The sequence below is a fragment of the Myxococcus virescens genome (assembly GCF_900101905.1).
GTDB lineage: Bacteria > Myxococcota > Myxococcia > Myxococcales > Myxococcaceae > Myxococcus > Myxococcus virescens.
In genome coordinates, this window is sequence record NZ_FNAJ01000007.1 from 392,115 (window position 1) to 405,896 (window position 13,782).

Here is a 13,782-nt window from a genome sequence, read left to right on the forward strand (position 1 = left end):
CCATGAGCGTGCCCGAGCCGATTCCCGGCGGACAATTCCCTCCAGAAGTCAAAGCGCTGCACGGCCAGCTTTCCCCTGCCGCCGCTGCGTTCCTGGAGTTCACAGAGCGCGTCCCCGAGGCCCTTTCGCGCCACAAGTTCAAGCCGCACGAGGCGTCGCCGTTCATCACCTATGAGCTGCATGCGTGGCCTACCTTCGTGGAGGGCCCGGTTGCACGACAGATGCGGGAGGTCGCCCCGGCGCTCTGCCGGCTCATCAAGCGGGCCCCCCGGCGCCTGCTGGGAGCTACGGATCGCGCGGCGGCGTTCTACGGGCTGCCGCATGAGCGGGCGCACGCGGCGCTCGAGGCCCTGGCGCGGACGGATGACGCCCGCGGAGCCATTGGCCGTGGTGACTTCATCCATGACGGCACGGCCTTCAAGTGCGTGGAGTTCAACCTGACCGCGGGTGTCGGGGGCTGGGAGACGGCCATCCACGTCCAACAGGTGCTGGCGCAGCCCGCGATGCAGCGCTTCGCCATGGAGCAGCGGCTGCGCGTCCGTCAGCCGCGGACGCTGCGCGACTTCTTCTCCAACGTTGTCGACACCGTGCGGCGTGACATCGACTGGGAAGGGGAGTGCAACATCGGCATCCTCTTCTCCCCGAGCACCTTGCCGGAAGCAGGCCCGGCGGAGCAGGTGAGCCGGTTCTTCACCGCCCAGCTCCAGGAACTCCTCCAGCCCGAAGGTGCGCGCGGCGAGGTTCTCCTGGCCGCCTATGGCTCGGTGGAATCAGAGCCCGGCGCCCACCTCACGCTCCGGGGCAAGCGGCTGCACGCCGTGGTGGAGTACGACGCGCGAGACAGGCAGGCGATGGCGGGAGCGACCTACGTCGCGCAGGCTCAGGCCGCGTTCGATGCCCGGACGGTCAGCCTCCTCAACGGCCCGGCGCAGGATGTGCTCGACGACAAGCGCAACCTCGCGCTGCTCTGGGAGCACGTGACGTCGCCCGCGCTGTCCGAGGCGGAACAGGAGTTGGTGCGCCGGAACGTGCCCTGGTCATGCCGGGTGGAACGGACGCACGTCGAGCGGGACGGGGCGCGGTACCTGGTTCCGGAGCTGCTGGCCTCGCAACGCGAGTCCCTGGTCCTCAAGCCGGGCCGGGACTACGGCGGCGAGTCCGTTCTGGTGGGCGGGACGACCTCCGCCGCAGACTGGGACACCGCCGTGCGCAAGGCGCTCGACGTGGGCGGCTGGGTGGTGCAGGAGCGCGTGCACCCGATGCCCCTCCATACGCTGGGACCGGAAGGCACGGTGGTGCCCTACATCGCCGTCTGGGGGCTCTTCGTGCTCGGAGAGACCTACGGCGGGCACTTCCTTCGCATGTGCCCCATGCGGCGGGGCACCGGCGTGGTGAACGTCGCGCAGGGCGCCATCGTGGGCGCCCTCATCGAACTGGAGTGAGGCCTCGGGGCCGCGTTACTGCTCGCGGTACTCGCGGCCCAGCTTCTGCTGCTTGCGGATGCGGCCCACCGCGCTCAGGGCGATGGAGGGGATGAGCTTCGGGCCCAGCCTGGCCAGCATCGACCAGGTCCACCACCAGTAGTTGGTGGCGATGGCGTCCTCCACCGTGTACACGCGGTGCCACCAGCCGTAGGGCAGGTAGAGAATCTCCCCAGCCTCCAGGACGAAGTCGTAGTCCGGGACGAGGCCGCCGGGGAGCTGGTCCGCCTTGCCGCCGTGGGGCGTCAGGTCGTGGGCGCTCACGACGGACCACGGGTGGCTGAGCATCGCCGGGCTCAGCTCCGCGTCCCGCTTGGGCGAATACAACTGCCACTGCTTGCGGCCCACCATGACGGCGTGCAGGTTGTGGGCGCGGTCCAGGTGGAGCTGGGTGAAGGTGCCGCGCGGGCCCATGAAGAAAAGCTGCTCGGTGAGCTTGCGCTGGACGGCGTAGTCGTCGAAGCGGACGTCCTTGTGCAGCTCCGGCAGGGTGCGGAACAGGTCATTGCCGATGAGGTAGCCCGGCGTCTCGCCGCCCTTCGCCTTCAGCGTGTCGACGTACTCCTGCATGCTCATCTTCCGCACGCGGCCCACGCGCTCCACGCCGCCCGTGTCCTTGGCGTTGTATTGCAGCCACTCTACGGGGACGCTCACGTCGCGGTACTTCGTGGCGAAGTAGTCGAAGGTCCACCGCTCGGCCGCGGGCCAGCCCTTCATGGCGTCGGTGAGGATGACGGGTTTGTTGTTCGCTTCGATGCGCTCGTAGAAGGCCCGGCGGTTGTCGAGCGGCATGCGCTCAGGAACCAGGGGTTCTGCGCCCTTATGGGCGGTGGCGGTGCTCATGGCAGCTCTCCCGGGTGGTGCGTCAGGCCGCGCTCTCGCTCTGGCCCTGAGCCTTCTGCAGGCGCTCGAAGTTGTTGTCGATGCCGTGGCGCACGTCCGCCAACATGTGGATTTCGAACTCCTGGAACGCGAAGGACGGCCAGGCGCGCAGCAGCGACAGCAGCGACTCATGCGAGTCGGCGTTGAGGATACAGAGGCCCATCTTCGGGAGGACGTAGTAGGCACAGTCGAAGGTGCCGTCCTGGAGGCGGGCGCCCACCCAGTCACGGACAGCGCGGTTGAGGGCGATGGGGTCCTGGGGCTGGGGGCCCGAAGTGCGGTCCTTGACGTAGACGAGGTACTTCATCGGGAAGGCTCCTTTGGAAATGGGGTCAGCGAGTCGATGCGGGCCGCAGCCTGGTGAGGCTCCGGCGGATGTTCTGCAGCAGGCCGCGCGGCGTCTGTCGCAGGAAGAAGTGGTCTCCCAGGAACGTCTGGGTGGCGAACGGACCGGAGGTGAGCTGGCGCCACGCCTCCGTCGCGTCATCGGGCACGTAGTCGTCGAAGCCGCGGAAGGCGGAGAGCGGGCACGCCAGGACGGGGCCCGGCTTCCACGAGTAGCCCTCACACACGGCGGTGTCCGCCAACATGGTGGCGCGCATCAACGTCAGCAGCTCTTCCGCCATCTCGCCCGACACGGCGCGTGACTCGCCCAGGCGCCGGGCCTCGGACGCGTCGATGTCGTGGGTGGCCGTGGCCGGGGTGTGGGCCTGGAGCGTGTGCGGCGCCCGGTAGCTGGCGACGAAGAGGTGCAGCGGCGCCGGTAGCCCGCGCTGGCGCAGGGCCCGCGTCAGCTCGTATGCGAGCAGCGCGCCCATGCTGTGTCCGAAGAGGGCATAGGGCTTGTCCGTGTGCTTCGCCAGCACGTCCACCAAGGGGGCGATGACGTCCGGCAGTGCGCGCAGGGGCGGCTCGCGAAGGCGGTTCTCCCGGCCGGGGAGCTGCACCGGGCACACCTCGATGTCCTGTCCCAGCTCCGCTTGCCAGGTGCGGAACAGGGAGGCGCTGCCACCCGCGTGAGGCAGGCAGAACAGCCGCGCCCAGGACGCCGGTGCGGGGACGTGGAAGGCCAACCAATCCGTCATGACCGCACCTCGTGTCCCTGTCCGCCAACGAGCTTCTGGTACACGGCGAGGTTGGCGGCCACCATGCGCGGCAGGCTGAACAGCTCCACCACGCGTTGCTGACCGGCGAGCCCCATGCGCCGCGCCCGCTCACGGTCTTCCAGCAGGTTGAGCTGCGCGGCGGCGAGCGACTCGACGTCCACTTCGCGCGGGCCTCCCGGTGCGCCGGGGAGCACCGGGACGAGCAGGCCCGTCTTCTCGTGGTCCACGATTTCCGACGGGCCTCCGGAGCGCGTCGCCACCAGCGGCAGACCAGAGGCCATGGCCTCGATGGCCGTGTAGCCAAAGGGCTCGTAGAGCGAAGGCACCAGCGCCAGATCCGCGATTCGATGAAGCAGCCCGAGCTGCTGGCGTGGCAGCTTGCCCAGCAGCTTGATGCGGTGGCGCAGGTGCGCGTAGCGCTGGGTCAGCGTCTGCACCATCTGCGTGGACTCACGCGAGTCGGTGCCACCGGCCAGGAGGAAGCGCACGTTGGGGCGCCGTTCGAGCACGCGCTCGGCGGCGGCGAAGATGGCGCTGATGCCCTTCATGGGATGGAGCCGGCCCGTGTAGAGGACGACCGGGTCCTCCGGCGTGGCCACCGTGGCGCGCAGCCGGGCGTAGTCCTCCGGCTCGTGCGAGGGCTGGAGGAAGGGGCCCGCGTCCATGCCGCAGTGGATGGTGTGCAGCAGCGACGCCGGCATCCCATAGGTCTCCCGGATGAGCTCGCTCATGGAGTCACTCACCGAGATGACGTTCGTCGACCCGTCGTAGAAGCTGCGCTCCTCCTCGAGAATCTCCGGGTCGGGTGTCTGTCCCCACCATCGCTCGGCGGGCTCGGAGATGTAGTGGCTGGTCCCCAGCACCGGCACACCGTCCTCGTGGGCCAGCGCTCGCGCGGCACGGTGGGTGTGCCACTGATGGAAGTGGATGAGGTCTGGCTTCTCCTCGTGGATGAGCTCGCGGCCTCGGTGAATCAGGTCGTCGTTGAAGACGCGGATGCCGCCCACCAGGGAGAGCTTTCCCGCCTGGGAGAGGCTGCCGCGGCTGGGCGGCATCATGTGCACGGTGAGGTTGGGCTCGCGGAGCACGGCGGGCTCGCCGGGCGTGTACGCCAGGACGGTGACCTTGCACCCGCCGCGCGCCAGCCCGCGGGCCAGCTCGTAGACATAGGTGCCCACACCGCCGGCCACGTTCGGCGTGTACTCCATGGCCAGGAGGAGCGCCTTCAGGGGTGGGGAGATAGGAGGTGCCATGGGGCTGTCTCTCAAAAGGGGTGTGGGCGCGCGGCTAACGGCTGACCGCGCCCTCCTTGGCGGTGAGCTCGGCCAGCATTCGCAGCAGGGCCTCCACCTCCGGGTCGTCATGGCCGGGGCTCTTGCGCTGCTCGGCCACCAGGGCCGCCAGTCGAGCCACCGTCGGCGCCTCGAACAGCGATTGCAACGGCACCGTGAAGCCGAAGGTGTCCCGCAGCCGTCCCACCACCGTGGTGGCCAGCAAGGAGTGGCCACCGAGCGCGAAGAAGTCGTCGTGGACGCCCACCGGCCGCACGCCCAACACGTCCTCCCAGATGCGCGCCACCACCTGCTGGTCCTCGGTGTCGGGGGCCACGTAGGCCACGGCCATCGCGGGGCGGGAGTAGCCCGCGGCGGGGGCCTCGTCAGGCTCCTCCGCTTCGGGGGCGCGCTCCGCGGACGGCGCGGCGGCCAGGGCGCGGTGCCCGTCGGGGGAGACCCAGTAGCGCTTGCGCTCGAAGGGGTAGGTGGGCAGCCCGACGCGTTGGCGCCGTGCCTCGCCGTTGAAGGCTTCCCAGTCCACATCCACGCCGGACAGCCAGAGCTGTCCCAGCGCGCCGAGCAGCACGGCCGTATCCGCCTGCCGCGTGTCCGGATGACGCAGCGATGTCACCGTGGTGGGCGCCTGCCGGAGCGCGCCAGGCTGGGACGCGAAGGTGGTCAGCGTGCGGCCGGGACCGACCTCCAGGAGCACCTGCGCGGGTTGCAGCTGCGCGAGCCCCGCGGCGAAGCGGACGGGCTGACGCAGGTGGCGGGCCCAGTAGGCCGGGTCCTTCGCCTCGGCGGCCGTCACCCACGTGCCGGTGACGTTGGAGAGGAAGGGAATCTGCGGCGCGGACAGCTTCATCCGGCGCAGCCGCTCGGTGAAGGGGGCGACGATGGGGTCCATCATCGCCGAGTGGAACGCGTGCGAGGTGTGCAGGCGACGCGACTGGACGCCACGTGCGTCCAGCCGGGCCTTCAGCGCGTCCACGGCGTCGTCGGGGCCGGCGACCACCGTCATCGACGGCGCGTTCACCGCGGCCACGGACAGCCGCGCATCCAGCGACGACACCAGCTCTGCTTCCGACAGCGCGACGGAGAGCATGGCGCCCGGCGGCAGGTCCTGCATCAGCTGGCCTCGCGCGGCCACCAGGGCCAGCGCGTCCGGCAAGGTGAAGACGCCCGCGAGGCACGCGGCCACGTACTCACCGATGCTGTGGCCCACCATGGCCTCGGGCCGCACGCCCCAGGACATCCACAGCCGCGCGAGCGCGTACTCGATGATGAAGAGGGCCGGCTGGGCCAACCGCGTCTGCTGCAACTGTCGCTGGGCCTCCTCGGCGCGGTCCGCGGTGGGGAAGAGGACCTCGCGCAGGTCCAGCTTGAGGTGTGGGATGAGCCGGGTGGCGCAGTCGTCCACGTCCGCGCGGAACCCACGCTCGTTCTCATACAAGCCCTGCGCCATGCCCGCGTACTGCGCGCCCTGGCCAGGGAACATGAACACGGTGGGCCGGCTGGTGCGCTCCTCGGTGGCGGAGAGCTGCCGGCTGATGTCGCCCAGCGCCGTGAGCGCGTCCTCGCGCCCCTGACAAACGATGGCGCGGCGGTGCGGGTGGCGCCGCCTGCCCACCTGGAGCGTGTACGCCACGTCCGCGGGCTCCAGGCCCTTGTTCGCGCGGAGGTGCTCCTCCAGCCGGGAGACCTGCGCGGCGAGCGCGGTGGGCGTGCGCGCCGACAGGACCAGGAGTTGGTGCGGGCGCGTGGACGGAACCGGAGCGCGGGAGGGCGGCTCCTCCAGGATGACATGGGCGTTGGTTCCGCCCATGCCGAAGCTGCTCACGCCGGCGCGCCGAGGCTCGCGGGCGGGTGCCTTCCACTCGCGCAGCTTCGTGTTGACGTAGAAGGGGCTCGCGTCCCAGGGGATGTTGGGGTTCGGCGTCTCGAAGTTGAGGCTGGGTGGCAGCTTGCGGTGCTTCAGCGCCAGCGCCGTCTTGATGAGGCCCGCCACGCCCGCCGCCGCGTCCAGGTGGCCCAGGTTGGGCTTGATGGAGCCCAGGGCGCAGGTGCGCGGTCCGGCTGCCTCGTCGCCGAAGGCGCGGATGAGGGCCTGCACTTCGATGGGGTCTCCCAGCGCGGTGCCGGTGCCGTGCGCCTCCACGTAGCCGATGCTCCCGGCCGATACGCCCGCGCTGCCCAGGGCCTCGGAGATGACGGCGGCCTGGCCCTCGACGCCCGGCGCGGTGTAGCCCACGCGCGCGGCGCCGTCGTTGTTCACCGCGGAGCCCTTGATGATTGCGTAGATGGGGCTGCCATCCGCCAGCGCATCTTCCAGGCGGCGCAGCGCCACCACGCCCGCGCCGCTGCCGAAGACGATGCCCTTGGCCTGCGCGTCGAAGGGGCGGCAGTGCCCGTCCGGCGACAGGATACCGCCATCCACGTAGCGGTAGCCGCCCTGAATCTGGAGGTTGATGGACACGCCGCCCGCGAGCGCGAGGTCACACTCCTGGTTGAGCAGGCTCTGACAGGCGACGTGGACCGCGACCAGTGACGTGGAGCACGCGCTCTCGATGTTGAAGCTGGGGCCGCGCAGGTCCAGCTTGTAGGCGGCCCGCGTGGTGAGGAAGCTGCCCGCGTTGCCCAGGTTGAGCTGGAGCGGGTCCACCGTGCGCATCAGCTCCGCGTTCCCCAGCAGGTTGAGCAGCAGGTAGGTGCTCAGGGCCTGTCCGCCGAAGACACCCACCAACAGCTCGGGAGGCGGCGCGCCATGGCCCGCGTCCTCCAACGCCTCCAGGGCGCACTCCAGGAAGAGGCGCTGCTGCGGGTCCATGACCTCCGCCTCGCGCGGCGTGTAGCCGAAGAAGGCCGCGTCGAAGCCCGCCACGTCGTCCAGCCGTGAGGCCACCTTCACGAAGTGCGGATCCTTCAGCACCTCGGAGGGCAGGCCCGCCTTGAGGACTGCCTCGTCCGAAAGCGGCTCAATGGACTCCACGCCGTCGCAGAGGTTGCGCCACAGCTCCTCCAGGTTGCGCGCGCCTGGGAAGCGCCCGGCCATGCCGGTGATTGCGATCTCCATCCCCGTGTTGCTGTCCGACACGCTGTCCCCCTCTTGCGCTCAGTTCCCCGACTGGCGCCGCTGCTGGATGAGCTCCCGACGTCTGGCTCCACGGCTTCGCCGCTCACTGGTGGTGGCCGAGGCCTGCTCCTGCCCTCGGGTCAGCAGCCGGGCCATGGCGCTGAGCGTGGGGTTCTCGAAGAGCGACACCACCGGCAGGTCCTTGCCGAAGCGGCGCTTCACCTCGTTGATGACCTTCAGGCCAATCAGCGAGTTCCCACCGAGCTCGAAGAAGTTCTCGTGCAGCGCCACGCTCTCCACGCCCAGGAAGCGCTGCCAGATGTCCGCCAGCTCGCGCTCCGCCTCGTCCATGCTGGCGGGCGCCGCGCGCTCGGTCGCCGGCGCGGCGTCCGCCTCCATGGGGCCCATCAAGTCCTGGAGCAGCGAGGCGCTGCGCGCCATGGCCGCTCGCAGGTCCTCGGTGGACACCACGACGTGGGTGGGGGCCTGCGCCAACACGCGCTCGAAGACGTCCACGCCCTCGGCCGGGGTCAGGGCATGGGCCAGCATCGCCTCCCGCATCGGGTTGGCGCCGTCCGGCATCTGCGTCGTTACGGCCTGACCCACCTCGCGCCAGGTGTCCCAGCCCAGGGAGATGATCGGCAGGTTCCCCGTCGCCGCGGCCTGGTGCGCGAAGGCATCCTGGAAGGCGCATGCGGCGCAGTGGTCAACCTGCCCGGGCTCCGCCGTGTAGGCGGTGCGAGACGAGCAGAGCACGAAGAAGTCCAGGGGCGTGTCGTGCAGCAGCGCGTGCAGGATCCACGTGCCCCACACCTTGGGACGCAGGACGTCCTCCACGGCCTTCTGGGTGCGGAGCTGGGCCAGGCCGCCCGCGGGCACGCCCGCGGCGTGGATGACGCCGTGGAGTTCGCCAAAGGACTGGCGCGCCCGGCGCAGCAACTCGGCCATCTGCTCGGCGTCGCCCACGTCCGCCGGGAGGACCAGGACCTCGGAGCCCAGGGCCTCCAGCGCCAGCACTTGACGAATCCGCTGACTCACCCGGTCCTGCTCACCGTGCTCGGCGAGCCAGGAGTCCCAGGTGTCTCGTTCCGGCAGGGCATTGCGGCCCACCAGCACCAGCCGGGCCTGGACCTGCCGCGCGAGCGACTCCGCCAGCACCAGGCCGATGCCACCCAGGCCGCCGGTGATGAGGTACGTGCCTCGCGGACGCAGGCGCGGCGGCGCATCCGCGGCGGGCGCGGAGATGCGCACCTGCTCGAACGACTGTTCCCAACGGCTCGGGCCTCGGAGCGCCACGGCGCCGTTGGAGGAACCCGTGGCCAGCTCACCCACCAGCCGCGTCACCAGGGCCTGGAGCGTCTTGCTACAGCGCGGGGCCTCCACGTCGATCGACCGACATGTCAGGCCCGGCACCTCGTGCGGCAGCACACGGCAGGCGCCCAGGAGCGTGGCCTTCTCCGGGGCCAGCACCTCATGTCCGGTGACGGCCTGCACGCCGCTGGAGACCACCGTCATTTGCACGGGCCCGGCCGCGCCATGGCCAGCCAGGGCCTGTGCGAGGAAGAGCAGGCTGAAGAAGCCTGTACGCTGGGCGTGCTCCACGCCCGCCAGTCCTTCTCCCGTGGAGTCCACGCTCCACAGGTGGACGATGCGCTCGGGCCGGCAGGAGTCCTCGGCGAGCGCGTTCAGCAGCGCCGCGTAGGTCTCCGGGCGGGTTGGGTCCACTTCGAAGGCGCCGTCATCCACTCGGCGGAAGTCGGAGCCCTGTGACACCCGGGTGACCCGGCCGCCGCTCTCCGCCAGCCGTGTCGCCAAGGCGTCTCCCAGCCCGCCGGTGTCGGTGAAGACGAGCCAGTTCTGGGGCGCGGCGGTGGTCGCGCGCGGCACGAGCGTGCGCTTCCAGGAGGGCAGATAGAACCAGTCCGCCGCGTCCTTGCGCCGGGCGAGCGGGACGTCGCTGGCGATCGCGATGCCGGCTGCATTCGGCTCCAGCCAGTGCCGCTTGCGCTCGAAGGGGTAGGTGGGCAGCACCACGCGCCGGCGCTGCTCTCCGGCCTGGAGACGTCGCCAGTCCATGGGAACGCCCGCCGCCCAGAGCCGGCCCAGCGTGGTGAGGACGAAGCGCATGTCGGAGCCGGGCTCACGAGGCGCCCGCATCGACGTGAGCACCACGGTGGGCTGGCCGCGCTCCACCTGCAGGCGCGCGAGCGAGCCCAGCGTCCGCCCGGGACCGACCTCCAGCAGCACGCGCGACGGGTTCTCCAGCAGGCAACGCACGCCCGGACCGAAGCGCACCGTCTGCCGCAGGTGGCGCACCCAGTACCTCGGGTCGGTGGCCTCCTCCTCGGTCACCCATGTCCCCGTGACACCTGAGACGAAGGGCTGCGTCGGCGTCTGGAGCTTCAGCCGACCGACGAAGGCCGCGAACGCCGGCAGGATGGAGTCGATGAGGTGGGAGTGCGCGGCCACATCGATGTGGACGCGGCGGTGCTCGATGCCTCGCGCCGCCAGGTCGGCGGAGAGCGCATCCACCGAGGCGGTGTCACCGGCCACCACGCATTGCGACGGTCCGTTGACGGCGGCCAGGGACAGGTGCTCGCCCAGCATCGGCAGCAGCTCCTGTTCGGACAGGGCCACGCTCACCATCGCGCCAGAGGGAAGCTGCTCGAAGAGGCGGCCACGCTCGGCCACCAACGCCAGCGCGTCCTCCAGCGAGAAGACCCCCGCGAGGCAGGCGGCCACGTACTCGCCCATGCTGTGGCCAATCATCGCCTCGGGCCGGATGCCCCAGGACTCCCACAGCTTCGCCAGCGCGTACTCCACCGTGAAGAGCGCGGGCAGGCCCACGGAGGGACGGGGAAGGGGCGCGCCCGCGTCCGCGTCGCCCGCCGGGTACAGCACCGTGCGAAGCGACGGTCCGCCGCGGCGCTGGAAGATGGCGGCGCACGCGTCGAAGGCTTCGCGGAAGGCGGGCTCCTTCTCGTACAGCTCCTGCCCCATGCGCAGGTGCTGCGCGCCACCGCCGGGGAAGAGGAACACGACGGATCGGCCACCGTCCTTGGCCACGTCCGTGAACACGCGCTCGGGGTTCACCTCGGACAGCACCGTGGCCGCGTCCTCGCCACTCTCGCAGACCACGACGCGCCGGTGCGGGAAGGCCTTGCGGCCAACCTGGAGGGTGTAGGCCACGTCCGCCAGGGATTGCTCGGGGTGCGCCTCCAGGTGCGTGCCCAGGTTCTGGGTGAGCGCGTCGAGCGCGGCCGGCTTCTTCGCGGAGAGCACCAGCAGCTGCCATGGCCGCGACGGACCGGAGGGCGCTGGGGGCGGCGGCGCTTCCAGCAGTGCGTGGGCGTTGGTGCCACCAATGCCAAAGGAGCTCACGCCCGCGCGGCGCCGGTGGTCATGCGGTTGCCAGTCCCTCAACGCGGCATTCACGAAGAAGGGGCTGCGCGCCCAGTCGATGTTCGGGTTGGGCGTGTGGCAGTGGAGGGTGGGGGGAATGCGTCCGTGCTCCACCGCCAGGGCCGTCTTGATGAGCCCGGCCACGCCGGCCGCCGCGTCCAGGTGGCCGATGTTCGACTTGACCGAGCCGAGCGCGCAGAAGCTGGTGGCCTCGGTGCCGGCGCGGAAGGCGCTCGTCAGCGCGGAGACCTCGACCGGATCTCCCAGCAGGGTGCCGGTGCCGTGCGTCTCCACGTAACCCACGGTGTCCGGCGTCACGCCCGCCAGGGCGTGGGTGCGGGCGATGACCTCCGCCTGTCCCTCGGCGCTGGGCGCGGTGTAGCCGAGCTTCGAGGCACCGTCGTTGTTGATGGCGGAGGCCCGGATGACGGCGTGGATGTGGCTGCCGTCCGCGAGCGCGTCATCCAGCCGCTTGAGCACCACCACGCCCACGCCGCTGCCGAAGAGCGTTCCCTGAGCCTGTGCGTCGAAGGGGCGGCAGTGGCCATCCGGCGACGCGATGCCACCGGGCTGGTGCACGTAGCCCGTGCGCTGGGGCACGTCCACGGACACGCCGCCCGCGATGGCCACGTCACACTGGAAGCCCATCAGGGACTGACAGGCCAGGTGGGTGGCGACCAGCGACGTGGAGCAACCCGTCTGGACATCCAGGCTGGGGCCCTTGAGGTCCAGGTGGTACGCCAGTCGCGTGGCGAGGAAGTCCTTGTCGTTGCCAATCATCACCTGGAAGCTGTCGCTCGATTCGAGCAGCTCCGGGTGCGTGCGCAGGTTGAAGAGCAGGTACGTGCTCAGGCTCGTGCCCGCGAAGACGCCCACCGAGCGCGACTCCGTATCCAGTCCGTGGCCCGCGCGCTCGATGGCCTCCCACGCGCACTCCAGGAAGATGCGGTGCTGCGGATCCATCAGCGCCGCCTCGCGCGGCGAATAGCCGAAGAAGCTCGCGTCGAACGCGTCCACCTGGTCCAGCACGGCTCCGGCGCGCACGAAGCCTGGCTGTCGCAGGCGCTCCTCGGGAACGCCGCGTGCCTTCAGTTCGTCGTCCGTGAAGAAGCGGATGCCCTCCACACCCTCGCAGAGGTTCCGCCAGAAGGTCTCCACGTCGGGGGAGCCCGGGAAGCGGCCCGCCATTCCGACGATGGCAATGGCCAGATCGTCGCCTTCACTCAGGTTGTCTTCGCTCATGGCAGTCGACGAACTCACGTTCAGGAAGCGAGATGGGGTAGCGGCCCGGCGGCACCACGCACACTCCCCACGGAGCCCTCATGTCGCGGGGCTCAGGGCGGTGGCCGTGACGCGGGGCAGGGCTCCGCGTTGCGCGGAGGCGAGGCTCAGCTGGCTGCCTGGGCGGCGGGCGGCGTGCTCGTGAGAGAGAACGCGTCAGCAAGCAGCTCGTAGGAGCGCATCCGGGCGCGATGGTCGTGGACGATGGTGGTGACGAGCAGCTCGTCCGCCTGGAATTCGGCGGCCATGCGCAACAGCTGTTCCTTCACCTGGTCCGGTGAACCACACACGACGCGCTTGCGGTCGAACTCGAGTGTGGCCAGGTCCTCGGGCGTGTAGGCGTAGGCCTCCGCCTCCTCGATGGAAGGAATGGGCGCTTCGGGCCGGCCCCTGCGCGTGTTGATGGTCAGCAGGTCGCTGCTCCGGGCTATTCGCCGGGCCTCCTGCTCGGTCGGGGCACAGATGACGTAAACGCTGACGGCGGAGTTGGGCGCCGCCTGCACGTGCGAAGGCTGGAAGCGCTCGCGATACCCCCGCGTCACCGGGCCACCATGGATGGGGTTGAAGAAGTGCGCGAAGCAGAAGGACAGACCCAGCCGGGCCGCGAGCGCGGCGCTCTGCTCGCCCGAGCCCAGGGCCCAGACCTGCGGCATGCCCGGCGCCATGGTCTTCAGGCTCAGCTTCTCGAACTCGGGCGTCGCGGGCGTGGTGCCCGACAGGAAGGCGACGAGATCCTCCAGCTTCGTGGGGAAGTTCTCGTTGTTCATCGGCGGCCCGTAGGCCAGTGCGCGGGCCACCAGGTCCGTGCTGCCTGATGTCCGGCCGATGCCCAGGTCGATGCGGTTGGGGTGGAGCGTCTCCAGCAGCCGGAAGACCTCGGCGACCTTGAAGGGGCTGTAGTTCGACAGCAGGACGCCGCCCGTTCCCACCCGGATGCGAGACGTCGCCGCTGCGACATGCGCGACGAGGATTTCCGGCGCCACGCCCGCGAAGTGTCCTGAGCCGTGATGCTCCGCGAGCCAGAAGCGGTGATAACCGAGCTGCTCGGCGGCTCGAGCCAGCTCCACCGTGTTTTGGAAGGCCGCACGTGTCTGGGAGCCGCTGGCGACGATGGAGTGATCGAGAACACTGAGCTTCACGGCGAGCGTTCCTTCCCGGGCAGACGGCGCCCTCGGGGCCGCTTCGAGACGGGCCGAGTCGTCGCGTGTCCGCGTTTCATGATGGTGACAAAGCCTATAGTAACGCGGTTATCTGCGACAAATGGGATTTGGTTGATTATGCTT

General features: G+C 70.3%; 8 protein-coding genes. 1 reads left to right on the forward strand and 7 read right to left on the reverse strand.

Annotation, left to right across the window (positions count from 1 at the left end):
• Positions 1-2: 2 nt before the first annotated feature.
• Positions 3-1,442 (forward strand): hypothetical protein, encoded by a 1,440-nt coding sequence (locus tag BLU09_RS22275; RefSeq protein WP_090491517.1) that lies wholly within the window; start codon positions 3-5, stop codon positions 1,440-1,442.
• Between the two features lie 15 nt (positions 1,443-1,457).
• Here the strand turns inward: BLU09_RS22275 and BLU09_RS22280 are convergent, their stop codons facing one another.
• The 7 genes from BLU09_RS22280 to BLU09_RS22310 form a co-directional block, all read right to left on the reverse strand.
• The gene (locus BLU09_RS22280; RefSeq protein ID WP_090491518.1) at positions 1,458-2,324 is read right to left on the reverse strand and encodes a cupin-like domain-containing protein; all 867 of its coding nucleotides are present in this window, start codon (positions 2,322-2,324) and stop codon (positions 1,458-1,460) included.
• A 22-nt stretch (positions 2,325-2,346) separates the two neighbouring features.
• Positions 2,347-2,670 (reverse strand): hypothetical protein, encoded by a 324-nt coding sequence (locus BLU09_RS22285; RefSeq protein ID WP_090491519.1) that lies wholly within the window; start codon positions 2,668-2,670, stop codon positions 2,347-2,349.
• 25 nt (positions 2,671-2,695) lie between these two features.
• Complete coding sequence (locus BLU09_RS22290) at positions 2,696-3,448, reverse strand: thioesterase II family protein (RefSeq protein ID WP_090491520.1); 753 nt, start codon at positions 3,446-3,448, stop codon at positions 2,696-2,698.
• A complete protein-coding gene (locus tag BLU09_RS22295; RefSeq protein WP_090491521.1) occupies positions 3,445-4,722 on the reverse strand; it encodes a glycosyltransferase family 4 protein in 1,278 nt (425 codons plus the stop codon). Before BLU09_RS22295 ends, BLU09_RS22290 begins: the two co-directional genes overlap by 4 nt.
• A 34-nt stretch (positions 4,723-4,756) precedes the next feature.
• On the reverse strand, positions 4,757-7,837 hold the full coding sequence (locus tag BLU09_RS22300; RefSeq protein ID WP_244171942.1) for a type I polyketide synthase: 3,081 nt from the start codon (positions 7,835-7,837) through the stop codon (positions 4,757-4,759).
• Positions 7,838-7,855: 18 nt separating this feature from the next.
• A complete protein-coding gene (locus BLU09_RS22305; RefSeq protein ID WP_090491522.1) occupies positions 7,856-12,460 on the reverse strand; it encodes a type I polyketide synthase in 4,605 nt (1,534 codons plus the stop codon).
• A gap of 146 nt (positions 12,461-12,606) precedes the next feature.
• The gene (locus BLU09_RS22310) at positions 12,607-13,638 is read right to left on the reverse strand and encodes an LLM class flavin-dependent oxidoreductase (RefSeq protein ID WP_090491523.1); all 1,032 of its coding nucleotides are present in this window, start codon (positions 13,636-13,638) and stop codon (positions 12,607-12,609) included.
• Positions 13,639-13,782: the final 144 nt, after the last annotated feature.

Coding starts and splice junctions, on each gene's coding strand:
- BLU09_RS22295 (WP_090491521.1), bottom strand. CDS start 4,722: ATGGCACCTCCTATCTCCCCACCCCTGAAGGCGCTCCTCCTGGCCATG.
- BLU09_RS22280 (WP_090491518.1), bottom strand. CDS start 2,324: ATGAGCACCGCCACCGCCCATAAGGGCGCAGAACCCCTGGTTCCTGAG.
- BLU09_RS22305 (WP_090491522.1), bottom strand. CDS start 12,460: ATGAGCGAAGACAACCTGAGTGAAGGCGACGATCTGGCCATTGCCATC.
- BLU09_RS22275 (WP_090491517.1), top strand. CDS start 3: ATGAGCGTGCCCGAGCCGATTCCCGGCGGACAATTCCCTCCAGAAGTC.
- BLU09_RS22285 (WP_090491519.1), bottom strand. CDS start 2,670: ATGAAGTACCTCGTCTACGTCAAGGACCGCACTTCGGGCCCCCAGCCC.
- BLU09_RS22290 (WP_090491520.1), bottom strand. CDS start 3,448: ATGACGGATTGGTTGGCCTTCCACGTCCCCGCACCGGCGTCCTGGGCG.